Origin of the sequence: Methylobacterium trifolii (genome assembly GCF_022179685.1) — a bacterium.
GTDB lineage: Bacteria > Pseudomonadota > Alphaproteobacteria > Rhizobiales > Beijerinckiaceae > Methylobacterium > Methylobacterium trifolii.
Map to the genome: position 1 here is coordinate 1 of NZ_BPRB01000278.1, position 20033 is coordinate 20033.

A 20033-nucleotide genomic window follows, 5' to 3' on the forward strand; every position below is an offset into this window, starting at 1 on the left:
ATGCGTCAGTGCACTAGCAAGCCGAGGGTCTGAACCGAACCAAGCTATTGCTATGGCTATGGTTTTGTGATTCGCCGGCGCAGTTTGCAAGACGGTGATGGCGGGCTTGTTCTGGCTCTCGGATGCACAGTGGGTGGTGATCGAGCCACACATGCCGAGGAATCAGCCCGGGCCGGACCGTGAGGATGACCGGCGGATCATCTCCGGCATCCTCCACGTGCTCACCACGGGCTTCCACTGGCGCGACTGTCCCGCCGACTACGGGCCGCGCACCACCGTCTACAACCGCTTTAACCGATGGTCCCGGCGCGGCTTCTGGCGCGCGACGCTGACCGACCTCCCCAAGGCCGGATGGTCGTGCGAAGCGGCGGCCATCGACAGCACCTACGTCAGGGCGCACCGTTCGGCCCACGGCGGCAAAATGGGCCAAGGCGCACGCCATCGGCCCGTCGCGTGGAGGCCAGACCACCAAGATCCATGCCCTCACCAATGTCCTCGGACGGCCCGGCGTCCTCCTGCTGAGAGCAGGCAACGCCAGCGACGCGCGCACGGCCCCGAACATGGTGGCCACATCCGCCGCCTGAGCGCCGACAAGGGCTACTACGCCGACTGGCTACGCAGCGATCTGCGGGAACGTGCCATCACGCCGACCGTCCCGGGCAAGCGCGGCCGCAAGCGGAAGGCCCGCCACGACAGACGCCGCTACAGCGAACGCTGGCGCATCGAAGCGATCTTCTGCCGCCGCGAAGGTTTCCGTCGCATCGCGACCCGCTACGACAAGCCAGCGCGCAACTACGCTTCAGCCGTAGCACGTGCTGCCGTCATCGCCTTCTGGCGCTGATCAAGTCCAGACCCTAGGGAGCCGCTTTCCGAACCCCGGACACTGCCCGGATCGGGCGGTTAACCGCTTCGCAATCCGGTCCGGCTAGGTTCGGCGTAACGGAGCGACCGCAATGGGATGGCGTCTCCGAGCAGACATGACACGGGGCGGCCGCCGGGCCGGCTTCCCGGACAGTACGGAGCACTTGGTCCATGGCCCTCGACCTCAGCATGCCGATCCTGGTCGTCGACGACTACCAGACCATGGTCCGCATCATCCGCAACCTCTTGAAGCAGCTCGGCTTCGAGGAGGTGGATGACGCCTCGGACGGCACGGCGGCGCTCGCCCGCCTCAAGGGCCGCAAGTACGGCCTCGTCATCTCCGACTGGAACATGGAGCCGATGACGGGCTACGAGCTTCTGCGCCACGTGCGCGCCGACGAGGCCCTGCGCACCACGCCCTTCATCATGGTCACGGCCGAGTCGAAGACCGAGAACGTCATCGCCGCCAAGAAGGCCGGCGTGAACAACTACATCGTCAAGCCGTTCAACGCCGCCACCCTCAAGACCAAGATCGAGGCGGTCTGCGGAAGCTGACCGGGCGTGTCCCGCGCCGGCCTTCGGCGCGGGCCGTCCGAACGTCCGCAGCGGTTGAGAGTTCGGCCGGCGACAGGATCGCCGGTCGCGGGGCGCGTGTCGCAGCCGAGGGCGAGTCGATGGGATTTTTGCGCAAGCCGATCGCCGGGGCGCCGGTCTCACCGGTCCACGACCCGATGTCGATGTCCGTGATCAACGAACTCGTGGAGATCGCCGAGTACATCACCCACATGCGCGAGGAGATCGCGGCGCTGCGGGCCAACGAGATGACCCGCGACCGCATCCCGATGGCGCACGAGGAACTCGGCAACGTCCTGTCGGCGACCGCGGGGGCGACCAACACCATCATGGAGGCAGCCGAGGCGATGCTCTGCCTGCCGGACGAAGCCGGCTACCGGGCGGGCGTCGAGGGCCACATCAACACGATCTTCGAGGCCTGCGCCTTCCAGGACATCACCGGCCAGCGCATCTCCAAGGTGGTCGAGGCCCTGCGCCAGTTCGAGCTGCGGCTCGCGCGCTTTTCCAACGCCGTGAAGGCCCGCGACGCGGCCTCCATCGATCCCGCCGAGAGCCAGCGCCGCGCCCGCGCCGAGACGCTCCTGCTCAACGGCCCGCAGATCGGCGGCCCCGCCACCTCCCAGGACGACATCGACGCCCTGTTCGCCTGAGCGTCCCGGCGTCCGAGCGGAATCGACTGGGCGGCCTCCCCCGTCTAAAGCGATCCATCGAACCGCGGGGAGTCCCAAAAACATGGCGGCACGGGCCTGGTCCGACCTGACCGCGGACGACCTCGCCCGGCGCGACTGGGGCCGTGCCATCGCGGTCCTGCCGGTGGCGGCGATCGAGCAGCACGGGCCGCACCTGCCGCTGGGCACCGACGCGATCATCGCCGAGGGCTACCTCGCCCGCGCCTGCGCCCTGGTGCCGGCCGACCTCGACGTGCTCGTCCTGCCGGTCCAGGCCATCGGCAAGTCCGACGAGCACGACGCCTTTCCCGGCACGCTCTCGCTCACGACGGAGACGGCGCTGCACGCCTGGACCGGGATCGGCGCGGGCGTGCACGCGGCCGGCTGCCGCAAGCTCGTGATCGTCACCAGCCACGGGGGCAACAGCGCCCTGATCGACTTGGTGGCGGGCGACCTGCGTGCCCGCTTCGGAATGGTCGCGGTCACGACCGCCTGGGCCCGCTTCGGCTACCCGGCCGGGCTGTTCCCGGACGACGAGATCGCCCACGGCATCCATGCGGGCGGGATCGAGACCGCCCTGATGCTGGCCCTGCGGCCCGACCTCGTGCGGGTGGACAGGATCGCCGACTTCCCCTCGCGGACGCTCGCGATGGCGCGCGACTTCACGCACCTGCGTGCCGGCCGGCCGGCGGCCTTCGCCTGGAAGGCCGGCGACCTGCATCCCTCCGGCGCGATGGGCGATGCCCGCCTCGGCACGGCGGAGGCCGGCCGGGCCGCCCTCGACCACGGGGCCGCGGCCTTCGTCGAACTCCTGCGCGACGTGGACCGCTTCCGGCTCGACGGCTGATACGGCGCCCGCTCCCTGCTGGGGCCGCGCGTAACCGGACCCGCGACCGGGCCGAAGCTTACGGGACCCCATCCCCGCCCCGGAGCCCTCCCATGCGCCGCACAGCCCGCCTTCTCCTCGCCCTCGCCGCGGCGCTCGCCGTTCCGGCCGCCGCAAGCGCCGCCGGGCGGCCGGTGGTGGTCGAACTGTTCACCTCGCAGAGCTGTTCGTCCTGCCCGCCTGCCGAGGCGCTGCTGGCCGAACTGGCGCGCGAGGGCGCCGACCTGCTGCCGCTGGCCTTCCACGTCACCTACTGGAACCACCTGAGCTGGCGCGACACCTATTCCCTGCCCGCGGCCACCGCGCGGCAGCAGACCTATGCCGCCCGCCTCGGAGATCAGGTCTACACCCCGCAGGCCGTGATCGACGGGCGCCTCGGCCTCGTCGGCTCCGAGGCCGGGGCGGTGCGCGGGGCCATCGCGCGGGCGAGCGGTGCGGCGGTGGCCGAGGCGCCGGTGGCGCTCGCCCGCGAGGGCGGGAACCTCGTCGTCCGCCTCGGCGCCGGCAGCGGGGCGGGCAGCGTCACCCTCGTGGGCTTCGATCCGAGCCACGTCACGGCCGTGCCCCGCGGCGAGAACGCGGGCCGCACCATCACGCAGGCCAACGTGGTGCGTTCGCTGCGCGACATCGGCCGCTGGACCGGGGCCGCGCAGACCCTGACGGCGGCCCTGCCCCAGGGCGCTGCCGCCGCGGTGATCGTCCAGGCGGCGGACGGGCGCATCCTCGGCGCGGCCCGGCTTTGACTGTAACCGGCGCGTCAAGCGCACGAATACGGGCCGATACCGCGATTCCCCCGGTGTCCGACACCAGAAGGACTGTCTCCGTCATGCGCACCACGCTCCTTGCCGCCGCCTCCATCGCCCTGGTCTCCCTGGCCGCCGCCACGCCGGTCCTCGCCAAGGACGAGATGAAGAAGGAGGATTCCATGAAGGCCCAGCCCATGAAGTCCGATGCGATGAAGGCCGAGCCCATGAAGGCCGAGCCCATGAAGAAGGACGGCGCCATGATGAAGGGCGACGCGATGAAGAAGGACGAGATGAAGAAGGATTCGATGGGCAAGCACTGACGGGCCCCGCGCCGCCCCATCCCCGGAGCCCCCCGTGATCCTCCAGACCGCCCTGGCCGCGCCGATCCCGTCTTCCGCGGGCGATCCGCGGCGGATAGGATCGCCCACGCGGGCAGGAACCGGCAGCAGAGCCACGATGGCGCTCGAGGACAGGCTCTCCGCAGCGATGCGGGCGGCGCAGGCAGGGGACGCAGCCGCCTACCGGTCGCTCCTCCAGGCGTGCCTGCCCGTGGTCGCGGGCATGGCCCGCACGCAAGGGCTGCGCGGCGATGCCGTGGACGACGTGGTGCAGGAGACCCTGCTCACAATCCACCGGGCGCGGGCGAGCTACGATCCGGCCCGGCCCTTCCTGCCCTGGCTGCGCGCCATCACCCAGCGCCGGGCGATCGACACCCTGCGCCGGGCCGGGCGCCGCCCGCGGGAGGTGCACGATCCCATCGCCTACGAGGCGGAGGTCGACCCCGTCGCCGCCCCCGGACAGGGGCTGGAGGCGGGGGAGCGCAAGGCCGCGCTGGCGCGGGCGGTGGCCGCCCTGCCGGAGGGCCAGCGGCAGGCCGTGGAGCATCTCGGCCTGCAGGAACGCTCCTTGGAGGAGACCGCGGCCCTCACGGGCCGCACCAAGGGCGCCCTCAAGGTCAACCTGCACCGGGCCCTGAAGGCCCTGCGCGCCACCCTGTCGCAGGAGAAGACCTGAGGACGATGCCCGATCTCGCCCGCCACGACAGCCTGGTCGACGACCTCGTCGGCCGCCTCGAACCGGTCCGGCCCCTGCCGGCGCCGGCCCTGCGCACCCTCGCCTGGATCGGTGCGGTGCTGCTGCTCGGCCTGATCCTGATGCCGATGGTGGACATGCACGGCCTGCACACGCGGCTCGGCACCCTCGACCTCCGGCTCGCGGCTTTGGGCGCGGTGCTGACGGCCGTCACCGCGGCGTTCGCGGCCTTTGCCACCAGCGTGCCGGGCCGCTCGGTCGCCTGGGCCCTGCTGCCGGCGGCGCCCGCCGCCCTCTGGGTCGGCGCGAGCGGGCTGGGCTGCCTGCGCGGCTGGCTCGCGCCCGGAACCAACCTCGCGGGCACGCACGAGATGGAGGGCTGCTTCGCCTTCCTCGTCAGCGTGTCCCTGCCGCTCTCGGCCCTGCTGGTGCTGATGCTGCGCCGGGCCTGCCCCCTGCGCCCGAACCTCACCGCGGCGCTGGGAGGGCTCGCGGCCGCCGCGGCCGCGGCGTCGCTCCTCGTGCCCTTCCACCCCCACGACGCCACGGCGACGGACCTCGCCATCCACGCCGTGACGGTGCTGGGTGTGATCGGCCTCAACGGGCTCGCCGGCGGGCGCCTGCTCTCGGGCGGAAAGCGTATCCGTTAGGTTTTTTGCGGTTCCGAAGCAGGCTGGCCTTCTCGGGACTGTTTGAACCAATAAAATTCAGTATTTTTCCGAATAAATTGTACGAGAGATCGTTTTCATCAATTTTCAGATTCAAAATTGCATCATACACCAGAAACAATATTTATAAATCACCATCCAATACTATTGGAATCGCTTCACGGACGCGGATTTCAACCCGGGCCCCGGTGATCGCCCCGTATCGTGGTCAGCGCCATCGAATCGGACCGCGTGACCGCGTTCATGGAAGCACGCCTCGTCCGGTTCTCGCCCCTGGCTTGCAAGGCTGCGTCCGAGTTCAAGCAACAGCACGTCGATCAGGAGGCGCATCTTCGTGGTGCCGTGCCGCACCAGCAGGTCGCGCATGGACAGGCAGTGATCGACCACGTCCGTGAGCGTGGCGACGTCCATGTCCGGCCCGTTGCCGCCGGGCGGCCGGGTATCCGTGATGTCGAGCAGGAGGCCGTAGCCCACTCGGGTTCCGTCAGCCTCCTCGACCACTTGGCCGCGATCCATCAGCAGGCGCACCCGGCCCTCCGGCGAGCGCACCCGATATTCCATCGTGATCGGCCCACCCCGTCGCTCGTGTTCGCCGACGAGCGCCAGGACGCGCAGCCGGTCGTCCGGGTGCAGGCAGGCGAACGACGCATCCAGGTCCAGAACCTCGCCGGCCAACTCGGCATTGCCGGTCAACAATTCCGCCGAACCCCGGTCCAGGACGACGCCACCGTTCGCGATCCGCCAGTGCCAGGTGCCGACGATCCCGGCAGCGGCCAACGCCTGCGTCAGATGAGAACTCGGATCGACCATCGTAACGCCTCGGAGACCGCGGTCGCCCTGCAACCGATCGCGTTGTGCCTATCATGGGTTGAGGCACGGCATCATGCGCATCACAGGTTGCGTTCATGCGCCTGATGCAAAGCGGTCGCTCCCCGACACGGCAGACCGCGGCAGATACGATGCTCGACTCGACCGAGGATCGGGAACGCGGCGTTCGGCGAGGACGTCCTGACATTCGTCCTCTGGCTCCGAGCCCGCGACGGGGCTCGTCGCCTGTTCGCCGCCGACGCCGGCGGGTCAGGATTCCTCGTCCGGCGTCAGGCCGGGCCAGGAGACGATGCGGTCGAGCAATTCGTCCTCGGTGAATTCCTCCTCGTTGCCGGACATCCGTCCGCGCACGGAGATTCCGGCCTCGTGCACGCTGGCCGCCCGCCCCGAGACCAGGGGATGCCAGGAGAACAGCGGCTCTCCGTCGCGCAGCAGCCGGTAGGCGCAGGTGGGCGGCAGCCAGGGGATCTCGCGGACCGCCTGCGGCGTCAGGCGCACGCAGTCCGGCACCCGCTTCTGGCGGTTGCGGTAGTCGCGGCAGCGGCAGCCGAGCCCGTCCAGCAGGGTGCAGCCCACGTCGGTGTGGTGCACCTCGCCGGTATCGTCGTCCTCCAGCTTCAGGAGGCAGCAGCGGCCGCAGCCGTCGCACAGGCTCTCCCACTCGGACGGGGTCATCGCCTCGAGGGACTTGCTGCGCCAGAACGGTTCCGCGCCCGCCGCCCGGTGGCGCGGGGCCTTGTAGTCCCCCATCGGGAACGCTCTCGTCTCGGGATGCGGAAGGTTGGTTCCCCTCTGCCGCATGGGCGGCCGGGGAGCAAGCGAGGCCGTCCCGGCGAGCGACGCCACCGGTGCGCCCCATTCCCGCATCAAGGTCGAACCCAGGCCGCGATGGGGACGCGGGGGCCGGGACCGCGTGCCGCGCGTTCCCCCGCAGGCAGCCCTCGCGGACGGCCCTGCGGCCTGCTAAGGATCGGACCGGCCGGGCGGCTCTTGCCGAGGGCGTCCGCCCGTCGTCCCGGGTGCCCGAGAAAGCGGATTCGAGAGCGTGCGCCTGCCGAACCTCACCGCGATCAAGACCCGCCTCGAGCGCGCGGCCCTCGGGTTCGACGCCTGGGTCAATGCGGGCCTCTACGATGGCGGCCGCTCCACGGGCGAGGCCTACGAGCGCTTCCAGGGGGTGATGAACCGTCTCACGGTCCGCGGCTGGAAGCGCGTGGTCCTCGATCTCTCCAGCGAGGGCGTCACCATCGGCACCGGCGGCACCGTGCTGATGCTGGCGCTGGCCCAGCCCGCCTTCAACCTGACCAGCGAGAACTGGCTCAAGCAGCAGGATCTCGCCGTCACCTTCCTCGACCGCTACGGCACCGAGGTCGGGCGCCGCGGCATCAAGCACGACGACTCGCTCAAGCTCGACGAGTTTCCCGACATCATGATCAAGGCCCTGGTCTCGACCGAGGACCGCCGCTTCTACGAACACTGGGGCATCGATCCGATCGGCACGATGCGCGCCGTCGTCTCGAACTCCCGCGGGGGCGGCAACACCCAGGGCGGCTCCTCGATCACCCAGCAGCTCGCCAAGAACCTGTTCCTCACCAACGAGCGCTCCCTGGAGCGCAAGGTCAACGAGGCCTTCCTGGCGCTCTGGCTGGAGAGCCACCTGACCAAGAACGAGATCCTGAAGCTCTACCTCGACCGGGCCTACATGGGCGGCGGCACCTTCGGGGCGGTGGCCGCCGCCGACTATTATTTCGGCAAGCCGCTGAAGGACATCAGCCTGGCGGAGGCCGCGATGCTGGCCGGCCTGTTCAAGGCGCCCACGAAATACGCCCCCCACGTCAACCTGCCGGCCGCCCGCGCGCGCGCGGGCGACGTGCTGCGCAACATGGTGGAGGCCGGCTTCGTCACCGAGGGGCAGATCCAGACCGCCCTGCGCAATCCGGCCACGCCCGTGACGCGCACCCGCGACATCACCGCCGACTACTACCTCGACTGGGCCTTCGGCGAGATCAAGGGGATGGCCGACGCGGGCAAACTGCGCAGCGACCGGGTGCTTACGGTCAAGACGCCCCTCGACATCGGCATCCAGAAGCGGGCCGACGAGGTCGTGGCCGGCGTGCTGCGCAAGTCCGGCGAGGCCTACGACGTGGACGAGGCGGCCATGGTCATCCTCGATCCGGACGGGGCCCTGCGCGCCATGGTCGGCGGGGCCGATTACGGCGAGAGCCAGTTCAACCGCGCCACCGACGCGCTGCGCCAGCCCGGCTCCTCGTTCAAGCCCTACGTCTACGCCGCAGCGCTCAGTTCCGGCGTGTTCCGGCCCGACACGGTGGTGGTCGATTCCCCCGTCTGCCTCGGCAACTGGTGCCCGCAGAACTACGGCCGCTCCTATTCCGGGCGCCAGCCGATGTGGCTGGCGGTGGCCAAATCCATCAACACCATCCCGATCAAGGTCTCGATCGCGCTGGGCAAGGCCATCGGCATCAAGGGCGACTTCCAGGCCGCCAAGGCGGGGCGGACCAAGATCATCGACACCGCCCACCGCATGGGCATCACCACGGCGCTCACCGACTCCGTCTCCCTGCCGATCGGCTCGGCCGAGGTCACGGTGATCGACCAGGCCGCGGCCTACGCCGTGTTCGCCAACGGCGGACGCCGGGCCAAGCCCTACGCGGCCATGGAGGTGCGGAACTCGTCGGGCGAGGTGATCTACCGGCACGACGACGAGAAGCCCGATCAGGTGCTCTCGACCCAGGTCGTGGCCGACATGAACTACATGCTGAACAAGGTGGTCGAGGAGGGCACGGCCCGGCGCGTGCAGATCGAGGGCCTGAAGATCGCCGGCAAGACCGGCACCACGAACGCCTACCGCGACGCCTGGTTCGTCGGCTACACGGGCAACTACGTCGCCGCCGTCTGGTACGGCAACGACGACCACACCTCCACCAACAAGATGACCGGCGGGTCGCTCCCCGGCCAGACCTGGCACGACGTGATGGAGACCGCCCACCAGGGCATCGAACTGAAGCCCCTCCCCGGCCTGAAGGAAGGCCCGCGCGCGGCCGCCCAGGCCGCCGGCGGGCCGACCGCCCCGACCGACCCGGCCGCGACCGCCTACGGCAAGCTCTCGCGCCGCTCCTTCGAGGTGATCGGCGGCATCAACGGCCTGTTCCGCGAGGTCGAGACCGCGCCGCGGCCCGCCCCGAAGCCGGCGGCCGGCGCCGCCTCCCCGACCCGCGACGTGGCCGAGGGCACCCGCTCGGTCGGCGGGCGCATCGAGACCCCGTGAGGCTCGCGTGAGGCTCGGCACGATGGCACCGGCTGCGGAGGCGGCGCGGCCAGGAGGCGGCGCGGCGGCGCCCGCCGGCCTGCTGCGCCGGGCCTGGGCGAAGGCCTCCACCGTGGGCCTCGCCCTCTACGCCGTGGCTTTGGGCGCCGGCCTGGGGCTCGCCAGCGCCGACTGGGCGACGCGGGGCGGCTATCCCTTCGGCGGCGTCGCGGTCGGCCCCTGGACGGCCTGGCCGCGGGCCGGATCGCCGTCCGCCGACCCCTATACCCGCGCCGTCAACGCGCGGCGCGGCGAGGTGCCCCTGGCGGTGGGCGAGGGGCTGCTGCTCACGGCGTCGACCGACGATTCCGGCCGGACGCTGGATGCCACCTGCACCTATCGGCTCTCCGGGGTGACCCCGCCGGCCCGCGCCTGGACCCTGACGGTGGCCGGCCGCGGCACCCCCGATCCCGGCCGCCCGCCGATGCGGGAGGGCTTCACCTCCACCGAGATCCTACGCGAGGCGGACGGGCGCTTCTCCATCACCGTCGGCCCGGAGGTCGAGCCCGGCAACTGGCTGCCGAGCCCGCGGGCCACCGGCCCGATCCGGCTGGCGATCCGCCTCTACGACACGCCGGTGGCCGCCAGCGCCGGCTCCCTGGACCGGGAGGCCGTGCCGGCACTCACCCGCCTCGGGTGCCGCTCCTGATGCGCGTCGCCTACGCCACCGCCTGCGGCCTCGCCCTCGCGGGCCTCGTGCATGTCGCCACCGTGCTGGCGATCCCCGCCCTGTCGGAGGCGGATGCCGTCTCCCGCGCCCGGTCGAGCGAGAGCCTGGACCATCCCCAGCAGGTCTACACCCTGGCCACCGGCGACAACCCGGCCCCGGCCGAAGCCTGGCTGCCGATCCCCGACCCGGCCGTGGCGGTGGGCGTCTGCGCCTTCGACCTGGAGGACGGGCCGATGCGGGTCTCGGCCCGCACGGGGCCGCTGATGCTGACGCTGGCCGCCCACGGCCGCCGGGGGGCGTTCTACGCCGTGACCGACCAGGCGGCGGTGCGCGGCGCCCTCGACCTCGTGATCCTCACCCGCGCCCAGTACGACGAGGCCCTGGCCAACGACGACGAGAACGAGCCGAGCCGGGACGTGCGCATCGTCGCCCCCGAGGGAAGGGGCTTCGTGGTGGTCCGCGTGGTGGCCGGCCTGCCGAGCCAGCGCCCGGCCGCCAACGCCGCGATCCAGGCGGTCTCCTGCACCATCGACAGCCCCGGCGACGAGCCGGCCGGCGGCGCAAAAGAGCCGGCCAAGCCGAACGGCTGATCCAGTGCAGGCGCCTCAGTATTTCGCGACGAGGGGCGGCGGCGGCGCGCGCTCGGCCATCCAGGCGGCACCGGGGGCGAAGCCGCAGCGGGCCTCGGCGTCCGGCGGCAGGAGCGGGTCGAGGAGGGCGCGGCGCCCGGCGAACCCGGCGACCGCCCGCTCGGTGCCCACCGCCTCCGGGGCGGGCGCCTCCGCGAACAGGTGCTCCAGGGCGTAGCGGTAGCGCTCGGCGCGCAAAGCCGTCTCCAGGCGGACCCAGGCGATCAGGCAGCGGTTCTCGGCCACCCGCATGGCGGCCTGCCGCACGTCCCAGTCGTCGAGCGTTCTGGCGAAGGGCAGGCTGCGCAGGCGCAAGGCGTCGGCATCGTTGACGCGCCCGGCCATCGCCACGAAGGCGGGGATCAGCCGCGTGTCGGCCACCGCATCCTCGGACAGCCTGCGATAGCGGGAGACGGGGGAGCGGAACCCCTCCCCGATCAGCGTGTCGTGGTAGGCCGCGAAGTCGGCGGGCCGCCAGCTCGGCGGCAGGATTCGGGCGCGGGTGAGATTGGCCAGCACGTCGAGGAAGGCGTCCTGGCCGGCGGCCGGCATCAGGAAGCGCCAGGCCCGGTCGCGCAGGGTGCGCTCGTCGTCCGTGAAGGGGGAGGCCGAGGCCGGCCCGCCGCGCTCGCGGGCGGCCAGCGTCCCCGTGGTCTCGACGAGGCTGTTCCAGACGCCGGCCTTGGGCCGGCCGAAATCGCCCTCCTGCGCGCAAGCCCCGAGCAGGAGGACGGGGAGCACGAGGCGGAACGTGCGGGCGACGCCGGGCCGCGGCGGCGCGGAGCCGGACTTGCGAACCTCCTCGGTCATGGGCGGTCTCGGTTGAAGCGCCGGGATCGGGGCAGGGCGGGCCGGTCAGGAGGCGCGGCGCTCGTAGCGCACGCCGAGGAACAGCAGGATCTCGCCGCGGGGCTCATCGGCCGCGGGCTCGCGGCGGACGCGCCGGGCGGCGGAGGGGGCGAAGGGCACGAGGGCGCCCATCGGTCGCAGCCCCGGGCGCTCGGTCTCGGCCTCGCATCCGGCGGATGGTCTCGGCTTGGTGGAATAGGTCATGTCGGGCTCCTGTCGGCGATCCGGGCATCCGCGCCCGGGCCCTTCGAGGGCGTCGGCAAGGGCGATGGCGGCAATTCAGCACGCGATGGTTAACGGAGCCTTGACGATCCGCGCGCTTGCGAAAAGCCGTCGAGACAGTCTGGCCCGTGACTTGCAAGTGGCTGACGTGCCCATGGCGGGCGTTTCCTCCCTAACGACTGGGCCCTGCCGCATGGCAGGGCCTTTTTCTTGCCCGGTCCGTCGCGCACGCTGACTCGGCCGATGCCTGGGGAGGCGACGGTTCGGAACCCCACGATCCCCCGAAGCTTGCCTAGCGACGGGCAGGCCCGATATGCCGGGCCGCACGCGCGGAACCCGCCCGGACGGATATGCAAGGACATCCCTGGATGCGACTGGACACGCCAAGAACCCTGCGCGCGCCGAGACTTCGCTCGACGCTCCTGACCGCCCTGCCGTTGGCCCTGCTCGCCCTGGCCGCGAGCCCGGCCCAGGCCCAGCGCGAGGACCAGGGGCTTCAACTCGGCTGCGCCAACGACTATTTCCGCCTCTGCGCCGGGGTCGACCCGAACAGCCCGGACGCCGAGCGCTGCATGACGCGCAACCGCAAGCGGCTCTCGCCGGAATGCCGCGCCGCGATCGGCGACTACGACCGCCGCAGCGGCGGCAAGTCCATGCCGGAAGACTGACGCAAGCGTCGGCTTTACAGCCGGGGGGCGCTTCAGCATGAAGCGTCGGTCGAGGCGGGCGGCGCACGCGCCGCCCGGTCGCGTTCCGGCTCCTGTTCGGACGGAGGGCGGGCGGTCGCGCATCTTTCCCCGTCCGAGCGGAACCGACGACATGGCCCTCACCGTGGCGGTCCAGATGGACCCGATCCAGGCGATCCGCATCGCCGGCGACACCACCTTCGCCCTGCTGTTGGAAGCGCAGGCGCGGGGCCACCGCCTGCTCTACTACACCCCCGACCGGCTCTCGCTTCAGGGCCGGCGCGTCACGGCCCGCGTCGAGCCGCTGACCGTGCGGGACGTGGAGGGCGCGCATGCAAGCCTCGGCCCGGTCGAGCGGATCGACCTCGCCGAGGCCGACGTGGTGCTGATGCGCCAGGACCCGCCCTTCGACATGGCCTACATCACCGCGACCCACATGCTGGAGCGCATCCACCCGCGGACGTTGGTGGTCAACGACCCGGCCGAGGTCCGCAACGCCCCCGAGAAGCTGTTCGTCCTCGACTTCCCCGAACTGATGCCGCCCACGCTGATCAGCCGCGACAAGGCGGAGATCGAAGCCTTTCGCCTGGAACACGGCACCGTGGCGATGAAGCCGCTGCACGGGCACGGGGGGGCGGCGGTGTTCAAGGTCTCGGAGAAGGACCCGAATTTCGGCTCGATGTTCGACCTGTTCGCCGCGACGTTCCGCGAGGCCTGGGTGGTGCAGCGCTTCCTGGAGAAGATCACGGAGGGCGACAAGCGCATCATCCTGGTCGACGGGGAGCCGATGGGGGCGATCAACCGGGTGCCGGCGGCCAACGACATCCGCTCGAACATGGTGCGCGGGGGCGCGGCGGCGGCCTCCGACCTCACGGACCGGGAGCGCGAGATCTGCGCGGCCATCGGCCCGGAACTGCGGCGGCGCGGCCTGATCCTGGTCGGCATCGACGTGATCGACGGGCACCTCACCGAGATCAACGTCACCTCGCCCACCGGCATCCGCGCGATCAGGCGCCTGGGCGGGCCGGACCTCGCGGTCTCGGTCTGGGATGCGATCGAGGGACGCCGGGCGGCGCGGGGCTGAGAGGCACCGGCCGGGCGACGACGAGCCGGCGCACGAACCGGCGATTGTCCGCTTCCAGACGCTTCATCCGGCGCGTGCACAATCCCGTCGCCTTCGGGCGGCGATGGGCTATGCGGCAGGACCTTATCCCTGCGCATGGAGGCGGGCGGCCGGTCCCAGCCGCCCGGCTCAATGCGCGCCGCCCCGGTCGCCGCCCATCATCGTGCGTTATCAGAACCGCCTGCTGTCCCGGCTCGCCGAGGACGACCTCGCCCTGATCCGGGACCGTCTCGAGCCGGTCTCGCTGCCGCTCGACACCGTGATCATCGAGCCCGACCAGCCGATCACCCACGCCTACTTCCTCGAGGAGGGGCTCTGCTCAGTCATCGCCAAGCCGGCCCACGGACCCCGCATCGAGATCGGCCTGTTCGGCCGTGACGGCGTCTCGGGCACGGCCCTGCTGCTCGGTGCCGACCGCATCCCGCACCAAGTCTTCCTCCAGGTCGCCGGCCACGGCTTCCGGGTTCCGGCCGACGTCCTGCTCCCGGCGTTCGAGCGCAGCACCGCCCTGCGGCACCTGCTGCTGCGCTACACCCAGACCTTCCTGATCCAGACCGCCCAGACGGCGCTGGCCAACGCCGCCGCCCCCATCGAGGAGCGGCTCGCGCGCTGGCTGGTGATGTACCACGACCGCCAGGACGGCGACGTCCTGCCCGTCACCCACGAGTTCCTCTCGATGATGCTCGGGGTGCGGCGGCCCAGCGTCACGGTGGCGATCCACATGCTGGAGGGGGCGGGCCTGGTCCGGGCGCGACGGGCGCACATCACGGTGCTCGACCGGGCCAAGCTCGAGATGGCGGCCGGCGACGCCTACGGGCCGGCCGAGGCCGAGTACGAGCGGCTGGTGGGCCCCATGCGCGGCGCGGCCGCTCAGAGCACGTCGGAGTAGGGGATTTCCAGCAGCGCGGTGCCGCCCTCGTCGGTGATGACGAAGACGTTCCTGCGCCAGGTGCGCGGCAGGCCGTAGACGTGGGGCAGCCGGACCATCTCGCGCAGGGTCCCGAGCGCCAGGGCGCGCGCGGCATCGAGGTCGGGCAGGTCGTCGCCCTCCTCGTCGCGGATCAGGACGGCGCGGCGCCGGATGTTGAGGAAGTAGCGGGGCAGCCTCACGCCTCCACGATCAGTCGTCGATATTCCGCTTCTGCACTGCCGTAGGCGTCGCCGGCCAGGTCCAGGAGCTTCTCCCGATCGAGGACGGTGATCCGTCCGCGCCGGGCCCGGACCATACCGAACCCTTCCAGCACGTGCACGGCCGTCGTGACGCCGGGGCGACGCACCCCGAGCATGACCGACAGGAACTCGTGCGTCAGAGGCAACTCGGCCTGTGCGAGGCGATCCTGCGTCATCAGGATCCAACGCGCGAGGCGCCCCTCGATGGTCAGGTCCGCGTTCGCATAGGCCGTCTGCCCGATCTGGACCATCATGGTCTGGACGTAGCGCCCGAGCACGGTGCGCAGGGATGCGCTCGCTTCCATCGCCGCATGCAGTACGGCGGCCGGCAGCCGCAGTGCCGTACCCTCGGCCTGCACCATGGCGCTGTGCGGGCTGCTGTCGGCACCGAGCAGGATGCAGAGGCCGGCGACGCCTTCGGGGCCGATCAGGCCGATCTCGATCCGCCTCTCCGCCACGTCGGCGATCAGCGAGACGATGCCGTCCTCGACGAAATAGACGTGCTCCACGGCGAGATGGGCCGGGATCAGGATCTCGCGGATGGTGAGGGCGACGGATTCCAACCCGGGCCGAAGCCGGCCGAGATCCTCGGCTGTGAGCGCGGCGAGGAGGTGGTTGCGGGGGAACGGACGGGGGATACGATTGTCGGGTTCGGTCACGGCGCTGGTCCCGCAGGGGGCAAGAGCGCACGCCGTCTCCCAGTCGTCCGCGCCCGGATGAACCGGCAGACGATGGGGCATCATAGGACCGACGCCGGGCTCGCGATAGGGCCCGCGACCGCTCGGCCGGCAGGACCGGGCCACCCTGCCGCATACGGGCGATCTGTACGCAAGCGTACGATATCGCTAGAGTGTCGTATCGTCGGCCGACCGTTCCGGGCGCTGGCGACTGAGAGAGACGTGCGCTCCCGCCCTCGAAGGCCGGAGGCATGCCGATGTCCCTGATGCCCGACGACGATCGCAGCGGCCGGCCCTCCCCCCGTATCCGCCGGGCCGAACCGGGCCGTGACAGGCTACGCCCGCCCTCTCGCCGATGTGGGCCGGCCTGAGGGCCGGCTTCCCCCTCGGATACGCGCAGCCTGCCATCAACGCGGAGCACCCCGTGCCACGCTACTTCATCGACACCGACGACGGCGACCTGATGATCGTCGACGACGAGGGTCACGACCTGCCGAACCTGACGGCGGCCCGGCGGGCGGCCAACAAGGTGCTGCCGGAGATGGCGCGCGAGAAGATCCAGGACGACGACCGGCGCACCTTGTACGCGCGGGTCCGGGCCGAGGACGGAACCGACGTGTACACCGCGACCCTCTCCCTGGTCGGCAAATGGAACATCAAGCCGCCCGTCGACTGACCGGCGCAAGTCTTCCGCGACCGATTGCCCGAAATCGACATGCGGCCGGATCATTCCGGTGCGCGCTGTATCTTGGTTTGACGGACCCTCTATACAGCGTGACCTTATCGACGGTTCGGAGGTCGCAATGCCCGGCGCGCGCGAAGGACCGCCGCTGCCGATGCGGCCGGTGCTGGGCGAGGCCGGCATCGTCCTGGCTGCGATCGAACGCCAGCGGATGGTTCCGGCGCGGACGGACCTGCTGCGGCAGGGCGAGACGCCGGCCGTCGCCCACATCCTCCTGACGGGCCATACCTGTCGGTTCCGGACCCTGCGCGACGGCCGCCGCCAGATCCTGGCCATCCTCGTGCCCGGAGACCTCTGCGACCTGGAGGCGGTCCTGGGGGCGCGCGCCGATTACGGCGTGAGTGCCCTGACCGCCTGCACGGTCGGCGAGATTCCGTGCCGGCGGCTCGCCGACGACACCGATGCCGCGATGCGGGCCGCCCTGTGGCGGCATCTCCTGCAGGACGCCGCGATCGCCCGCGAATGGCTCGTGGGGATGGGCCGGCGCAACGCCCAGGAGCGCCTGGCGCACCTGTTCTGCGAGTTGCGGGTGCGGCTGGAGGCGGTGGGGCTGGCCGGCACGGACTTCTACGAGACCCGGATCACGCAGGTCGAACTCGCCGACGCGCTGGGCCTGACCAGCGTGCACGTCAACCGCACCTTGCAGGAGTTGCGCGAGGCCGGGCTGATCCGGCTGGCCAACGGCCGCTTGACGATCCTCGACGTCCCGGCGCTGGAGAGGCTGGCCGGGTTCGATCCCGCCTACCTGCGCCCGGGCCGGGCCCTGCCGGAGGCGGAGCGGATCTCGCTCACGTCTCCTCCCGCGGCGTGGCGTTGAGCTCGGCCCAGTCGAATTCCTCCTCCAGCCGGTAATAGGCGTCGTCGCCGATGCGGCCTTGCTTGCGCAGTCTCATGACCGTGTCGCGGGCGGCGGTGATGGCCCGGCGCCGGGCCGCGTCCGAGGGCAGGGATTCCGGGGCGCGGCCCTCCGCGTGCCCTTCGGCCTCCGCGAGCGCCGAGCGGAACTCGACGCGCAGAGCCTCGACGGAGGCGTCGCCCTCGGCATCCTCCAGGCTCTCCAGGGCCGCCGCATACGCCTCGGCCCGCGCCCGGCCGGCCTCCTGCCCGACGGGGTCGTCGTCCCGCAGGCGCAGCCGGGCCAGCAGCGGGTTCAGGGTCAGGCCCTGCACCACGAGGGTGCCGAGCACCGTGCAGAAGGCGGTGAAGACGATGAGGTCCCGGTGCGGGAATCCCCCCGGCAGGGCCAGGGCCGTGGCGATGGTGACGATGCCGCGCATGCCCGACCACGCCACCGCCACGGCCGGCCCGAGGCCGGGCGCGTGGGGCCCCTTCCTTCCCGCAAAGCCGAGGCTGCGGATGCCGCTGGCGGGCAGCACCCAGGCCAGGCGCACGACGACGACCGTGACGAAGACGGCGCTCCCCAAGAGGATCGCCGTGACCTGGTCCGCGCCGGTGAGGCGGGCGAGGATCGGGTCGATCTGGATGCCGATCAGCACGAAGGCCAGGACGTTGAGCACGAACACGGCCGTGTCCCAGACCGCGTTGGAGATGATGCGCACCCGCGGGGCGGTGATGCCGGGGCTGTGGCGGGCCACCGTGATCGCGAACGTGACGACCGTGAGCACGCCGGACATCTCCAGGCGCTCGGCCGCCAGCCAGAGGCCGAAGGCGGCCACGAACTGGAGCACGATCGTGCTCGCCGCATCCGAGAACCGGCGCGTCAGGGCGACGAAGCCCAGGGCGAGGCAGGGGCCGGCGACGAGGCTTGCCACGATGCCGAGGAGGAAGGCGGGACCGACCTCGGCGACCCGGAAGCTGCCCGTCACCGCGGCCACGACCCCAAGGCGGTAGATCAGCAGCGAGCCCGCGTCGTTCAGAAGGCTCTCCCCGCGCAGGATGGTGGAGAGGCGGTGGGGCAGGGCGACGTGCCGCAGCACGGACAAGGCGGCCACGGCGTCGGGCGGCGCGACGATGGCGCCGAGGACGATGCAGGCGGCCAGCGGCATGTCCGGCACCAGGATGCGCGCCACCACGGCCACCGCCAGCGTCGTCACCGCCACCGCGCCGAAGGCCAGCCCCGCGATCGGGCGCCAGTTCGCCTTCAGGTCGCGCAACGACGTGTCGTAGCCGGCGTCCAGCAGCACGGGCGCGAGGAACAGGGCGAGCGCCAGTTCGGGGTCGAGCTGGAGGTTGGGCACGCCCGGCACGAAGGCGAGCGCCACGCCGCCGAGCGCCAGGAAGGCCGGATAGGGCGCGCCGACGCGACGCGCCAGGGCCGCCAGCAGAACGGCGCCGAACAGCACGCCGACGACCCACTCGAAAATCACCATCCCTGCAAGATAGGGCGCTCAGTACTGCACGGTGGCGCGCAGGCCGAGGACGGCGGCATTCTTGAGCCGGCGCCCGTCCGGATCGCGGGGGTTGGCGATCCCGCCGCCGGGATGGAAGACATATTGCAGGTCGGGCTGCACCGTGAAGCCCGGCACGATCAGGGCCTGGTAGGTCGCCTCGATCACTCTCTCGGCCCGGCGCACCGGCATCGCGGTGCCGGAATAGAGGATGCTGTCCTTGTCGGCGCGCCGGGCGCCGTCGCCGATCCGGGCATAGGCCAGGCTGAGGCCCAGGGTGTCGTCCTCGCGGCCCTCGAACAGGCCCTTGTAGGCGATTCCCGCATCGACGTAGGCGTCGACTAGGCTGGAGCGGGTCGGCGACAGGGAGGCGCGCAGGAACACGCTGAGGCCCTCGTCGTCCTTCTCGGGCTCGATCAGCAGGGTCTGGTCGATGAGGCCGTAGAGGCCCGCATTGCCCCGCAGGCGGCGGGGGATGCCGGTGGAGGCGGGGTCGGCCAGCGGCAGGCCGCGCGTGTCCAGGCGCGGGTCGTTGAAGCGGCCGAAATGCTGCCAGCCCCCCAGCGTCACCGTGCCGGGCAGCGCCGTGCCGCCCGTCTCGGTGTTGTAGGCGTAGGCGGCTTCCGCCACCACCAGCGCCGGATCGTGGACGCGGAAGTTGGTGCCGGTGCGGTTGAGGCGCTGCGCCTCCGGGTCGTCGCCCGGACGGTTGGCGCCGGCCGGGTCGCCGTCGTAGAGCCCGACCTGGAGGGAGACGCCGTTGCCCGGCACGTACTTCGCCCGGATCGCGGGCGTCGAGAGCGGATAGGCCGGGCCGCCGCTCGGCAGGTTCAGACCCGTGATGGCCGGCCAGCCGAAGCTGGAATTGACGAACAGCGTCGCGGTCTGGCTGACGAAGAACTCGGAATCAGCCGCCTGCTGGCCGGCGCGGATCGCCAGCGTGCCGTCGAGGAATTTCTGGTCGAACCAGAGCACGTAGAGCCGGCTCGACGGCAGCGCCTCGATCACGCTCGTGGTGAGCAGGTTGCCGACGTTGTAGCGCGACAGGCCGGTGCCGTGGATGAAGTAGGCGTTGGCGTGGACGGTCGCCCCCTCCCAGCCGGCGATCGTCCCGAGATCGAGGTTGAGGCGCAGGTTCAGCCGGTCCTCGGCGATGGCGCCCCGGCGGATGCCCCCGGTGGGGTTGCCGAGCACGTCGGCGATGTAGGTCAGGCTGTACTCGACCCCGCGCTGCTTCAGGAACGGGCGCAGGCCGAGGGGGTCGCCGAGCGGGCCTCGGGCGGCTACGTCCGCTCCGTCGAGCCCTCCCTCGGCCCGCTCGGCGACCCCC

Annotated in this window: 24 protein-coding genes; 16 read left to right on the forward strand and 8 right to left on the reverse strand. The window is 71.5% G+C overall.

The window, feature by feature from the left end; translation table 11 throughout:
* The first annotated feature begins 97 nt into the window (after positions 1-97).
* From COGEMETH_RS21775 to COGEMETH_RS21810, 8 genes are all read left to right on the forward strand, one after another.
* On the forward strand, positions 98-841 hold the full coding sequence (locus COGEMETH_RS21775) for an IS5 family transposase (protein WP_373875414.1): 744 nt from the start codon (positions 98-100) through the stop codon (positions 839-841).
* 191 nt (positions 842-1032) lie between these two features.
* On the forward strand, positions 1033-1416 hold the full coding sequence (locus tag COGEMETH_RS21780) for a response regulator (protein ID WP_238184770.1): 384 nt from the start codon (positions 1033-1035) through the stop codon (positions 1414-1416).
* A 176-nt stretch (positions 1417-1592) separates the two neighbouring features.
* The gene (locus COGEMETH_RS21785) at positions 1593-2084 is read left to right on the forward strand and encodes a protein phosphatase CheZ (RefSeq protein WP_238184801.1); all 492 of its coding nucleotides are present in this window, start codon (positions 1593-1595) and stop codon (positions 2082-2084) included.
* Between the two features lie 82 nt (positions 2085-2166).
* On the forward strand, positions 2167-2949 hold the full coding sequence (locus tag COGEMETH_RS21790) for a creatininase family protein (RefSeq protein ID WP_238184772.1): 783 nt from the start codon (positions 2167-2169) through the stop codon (positions 2947-2949).
* Positions 2950-3041: 92 nt separating this feature from the next.
* Positions 3042-3731: a DUF1223 domain-containing protein gene (locus tag COGEMETH_RS21795; RefSeq protein ID WP_238184774.1), complete on the forward strand. Its 690-nt coding sequence runs from the start codon at positions 3042-3044 to the stop codon at positions 3729-3731.
* An 83-nt stretch (positions 3732-3814) separates the two neighbouring features.
* On the forward strand, positions 3815-4054 hold the full coding sequence (locus tag COGEMETH_RS21800) for a pentapeptide MXKDX repeat protein (RefSeq protein ID WP_238184775.1): 240 nt from the start codon (positions 3815-3817) through the stop codon (positions 4052-4054).
* Positions 4055-4190: 136 nt separating this feature from the next.
* On the forward strand, positions 4191-4748 hold the full coding sequence (locus COGEMETH_RS21805) for a sigma-70 family RNA polymerase sigma factor (RefSeq protein WP_238184776.1): 558 nt from the start codon (positions 4191-4193) through the stop codon (positions 4746-4748).
* Between the two features lie 5 nt (positions 4749-4753).
* Positions 4754-5416, forward strand: coding sequence for an NrsF family protein (locus tag COGEMETH_RS21810; protein ID WP_238184782.1), 663 nt, complete (start codon positions 4754-4756; stop codon positions 5414-5416).
* A gap of 162 nt (positions 5417-5578) precedes the next feature.
* On the opposite strand, the gene COGEMETH_RS21815 is transcribed toward COGEMETH_RS21810, so the two are convergent.
* Both COGEMETH_RS21815 and COGEMETH_RS21820 read right to left on the reverse strand, forming a co-directional pair.
* A complete protein-coding gene (locus tag COGEMETH_RS21815; RefSeq protein WP_238184784.1) occupies positions 5579-6244 on the reverse strand; it encodes a PAS domain-containing protein in 666 nt (221 codons plus the stop codon).
* Between the two features lie 267 nt (positions 6245-6511).
* A complete protein-coding gene (locus COGEMETH_RS21820; protein ID WP_238184785.1) occupies positions 6512-7012 on the reverse strand; it encodes a YcgN family cysteine cluster protein in 501 nt (166 codons plus the stop codon).
* A 295-nt stretch (positions 7013-7307) separates the two neighbouring features.
* On the opposite strand from COGEMETH_RS21820, the gene COGEMETH_RS21825 reads away from it, so the two are divergent.
* The 3 genes from COGEMETH_RS21825 to COGEMETH_RS21835 are packed head-to-tail and all read left to right on the forward strand — an operon-like array spanning position 7308 to position 10847.
* Positions 7308-9548, forward strand: a complete 2241-nt coding sequence (locus tag COGEMETH_RS21825) for a transglycosylase domain-containing protein (RefSeq protein WP_238184787.1) — start codon at positions 7308-7310, stop codon at positions 9546-9548.
* A 22-nt stretch (positions 9549-9570) separates the two neighbouring features.
* Positions 9571-10236 (forward strand): DUF1214 domain-containing protein, encoded by a 666-nt coding sequence (locus COGEMETH_RS21830; protein ID WP_238184788.1) that lies wholly within the window; start codon positions 9571-9573, stop codon positions 10234-10236.
* On the forward strand, positions 10236-10847 hold the full coding sequence (locus COGEMETH_RS21835; RefSeq protein WP_238184789.1) for a DUF1254 domain-containing protein: 612 nt from the start codon (positions 10236-10238) through the stop codon (positions 10845-10847). Before COGEMETH_RS21830 ends, COGEMETH_RS21835 begins: the two co-directional genes overlap by 1 nt.
* Before the next feature lie 15 nt (positions 10848-10862).
* Here the strand turns inward: COGEMETH_RS21835 and COGEMETH_RS21840 are convergent, their stop codons facing one another.
* Together COGEMETH_RS21840 and COGEMETH_RS21845 are read right to left on the reverse strand one after the other, a co-directional pair.
* Positions 10863-11696 (reverse strand): hypothetical protein, encoded by an 834-nt coding sequence (locus COGEMETH_RS21840; protein ID WP_238184790.1) that lies wholly within the window; start codon positions 11694-11696, stop codon positions 10863-10865.
* Between the two features lie 45 nt (positions 11697-11741).
* Positions 11742-11939: a hypothetical protein gene (locus COGEMETH_RS21845; protein ID WP_238184791.1), complete on the reverse strand. Its 198-nt coding sequence runs from the start codon at positions 11937-11939 to the stop codon at positions 11742-11744.
* Between the two features lie 386 nt (positions 11940-12325).
* Here COGEMETH_RS21845 and COGEMETH_RS21850 point away from each other — a divergent pair, with 386 nt between their 5' ends.
* The 3 genes from COGEMETH_RS21850 (at position 12326) to COGEMETH_RS21860 (ending at position 14655) form a co-directional block, all read left to right on the forward strand.
* Positions 12326-12625, forward strand: a complete 300-nt coding sequence (locus tag COGEMETH_RS21850) for a hypothetical protein (RefSeq protein WP_238184792.1) — start codon at positions 12326-12328, stop codon at positions 12623-12625.
* Positions 12626-12776: 151 nt separating this feature from the next.
* On the forward strand, positions 12777-13727 hold the full coding sequence (gshB, locus tag COGEMETH_RS21855) for a glutathione synthase (protein ID WP_238184793.1): 951 nt from the start codon (positions 12777-12779) through the stop codon (positions 13725-13727).
* A 202-nt stretch (positions 13728-13929) separates the two neighbouring features.
* A complete protein-coding gene (locus COGEMETH_RS21860) occupies positions 13930-14655 on the forward strand; it encodes a Crp/Fnr family transcriptional regulator (RefSeq protein WP_238184794.1) in 726 nt (241 codons plus the stop codon).
* Here the strand turns inward: COGEMETH_RS21860 and COGEMETH_RS21865 are convergent.
* The gene (locus COGEMETH_RS21865) at positions 14637-14876 is read right to left on the reverse strand and encodes a DUF6894 family protein (protein ID WP_238184795.1); all 240 of its coding nucleotides are present in this window, start codon (positions 14874-14876) and stop codon (positions 14637-14639) included. The genes COGEMETH_RS21860 and COGEMETH_RS21865 overlap by 19 nt on opposite strands.
* Positions 14873-15595 (reverse strand): Crp/Fnr family transcriptional regulator, encoded by a 723-nt coding sequence (locus COGEMETH_RS21870; RefSeq protein WP_238184796.1) that lies wholly within the window; start codon positions 15593-15595, stop codon positions 14873-14875. The genes COGEMETH_RS21865 and COGEMETH_RS21870 overlap by 4 nt, the downstream gene beginning before the upstream one ends.
* A 442-nt stretch (positions 15596-16037) precedes the next feature.
* Between COGEMETH_RS21870 and COGEMETH_RS21875 the strand changes: the two genes are divergently transcribed.
* Both COGEMETH_RS21875 and COGEMETH_RS21880 read left to right on the forward strand, forming a co-directional pair.
* Positions 16038-16289: a DUF6894 family protein gene (locus COGEMETH_RS21875; RefSeq protein ID WP_238184797.1), complete on the forward strand. Its 252-nt coding sequence runs from the start codon at positions 16038-16040 to the stop codon at positions 16287-16289.
* A 127-nt stretch (positions 16290-16416) separates the two neighbouring features.
* Positions 16417-17172: a Crp/Fnr family transcriptional regulator gene (locus COGEMETH_RS21880; protein WP_238184798.1), complete on the forward strand. Its 756-nt coding sequence runs from the start codon at positions 16417-16419 to the stop codon at positions 17170-17172.
* Here the strand turns inward: COGEMETH_RS21880 and COGEMETH_RS21885 are convergent.
* A complete protein-coding gene (locus COGEMETH_RS21885) occupies positions 17144-18685 on the reverse strand; it encodes a cation:proton antiporter (RefSeq protein WP_238184799.1) in 1542 nt (513 codons plus the stop codon). The genes COGEMETH_RS21880 and COGEMETH_RS21885 overlap by 29 nt on opposite strands.
* 18 nt (positions 18686-18703) lie before the next feature.
* Positions 18704-20033 (reverse strand): carbohydrate porin (locus tag COGEMETH_RS21890; RefSeq protein ID WP_238184800.1); only part of this gene is annotated, 1330 nt, incomplete at its 5' end.

Excerpts from the sequence above, each read along its gene's own strand:
- COGEMETH_RS21775 (WP_373875414.1), top strand. The coding sequence starts at position 98 with ATGGCGGGCTTGTTCTGGCTCTCGGATGCACAGTGGGTGGTGATCGAG.
- COGEMETH_RS21780 (WP_238184770.1), top strand. The coding sequence starts at position 1,033 with ATGGCCCTCGACCTCAGCATGCCGATCCTGGTCGTCGACGACTACCAG.
- COGEMETH_RS21785 (WP_238184801.1), top strand. The coding sequence starts at position 1,593 with ATGTCGATGTCCGTGATCAACGAACTCGTGGAGATCGCCGAGTACATC.
- COGEMETH_RS21790 (WP_238184772.1), top strand. The coding sequence starts at position 2,167 with ATGGCGGCACGGGCCTGGTCCGACCTGACCGCGGACGACCTCGCCCGG.
- COGEMETH_RS21795 (WP_238184774.1), top strand. The coding sequence starts at position 3,042 with ATGCGCCGCACAGCCCGCCTTCTCCTCGCCCTCGCCGCGGCGCTCGCC.
- COGEMETH_RS21800 (WP_238184775.1), top strand. The coding sequence starts at position 3,815 with ATGCGCACCACGCTCCTTGCCGCCGCCTCCATCGCCCTGGTCTCCCTG.
- COGEMETH_RS21805 (WP_238184776.1), top strand. The coding sequence starts at position 4,191 with ATGGCGCTCGAGGACAGGCTCTCCGCAGCGATGCGGGCGGCGCAGGCA.
- COGEMETH_RS21810 (WP_238184782.1), top strand. The coding sequence starts at position 4,754 with ATGCCCGATCTCGCCCGCCACGACAGCCTGGTCGACGACCTCGTCGGC.
- COGEMETH_RS21815 (WP_238184784.1), bottom strand. The coding sequence starts at position 6,244 with ATGGTCGATCCGAGTTCTCATCTGACGCAGGCGTTGGCCGCTGCCGGG.
- COGEMETH_RS21820 (WP_238184785.1), bottom strand. The coding sequence starts at position 7,012 with ATGGGGGACTACAAGGCCCCGCGCCACCGGGCGGCGGGCGCGGAACCG.
- COGEMETH_RS21830 (WP_238184788.1), top strand. The coding sequence starts at position 9,571 with ATGGCACCGGCTGCGGAGGCGGCGCGGCCAGGAGGCGGCGCGGCGGCG.
- COGEMETH_RS21835 (WP_238184789.1), top strand. The coding sequence starts at position 10,236 with ATGCGCGTCGCCTACGCCACCGCCTGCGGCCTCGCCCTCGCGGGCCTC.
- COGEMETH_RS21840 (WP_238184790.1), bottom strand. The coding sequence starts at position 11,696 with ATGACCGAGGAGGTTCGCAAGTCCGGCTCCGCGCCGCCGCGGCCCGGC.
- COGEMETH_RS21845 (WP_238184791.1), bottom strand. The coding sequence starts at position 11,939 with ATGACCTATTCCACCAAGCCGAGACCATCCGCCGGATGCGAGGCCGAG.
- COGEMETH_RS21850 (WP_238184792.1), top strand. The coding sequence starts at position 12,326 with ATGCGACTGGACACGCCAAGAACCCTGCGCGCGCCGAGACTTCGCTCG.
- gshB (WP_238184793.1), top strand. The coding sequence starts at position 12,777 with ATGGCCCTCACCGTGGCGGTCCAGATGGACCCGATCCAGGCGATCCGC.
- COGEMETH_RS21880 (WP_238184798.1), top strand. The coding sequence starts at position 16,417 with ATGCCCGGCGCGCGCGAAGGACCGCCGCTGCCGATGCGGCCGGTGCTG.
- COGEMETH_RS21885 (WP_238184799.1), bottom strand. The coding sequence starts at position 18,685 with ATGGTGATTTTCGAGTGGGTCGTCGGCGTGCTGTTCGGCGCCGTTCTG.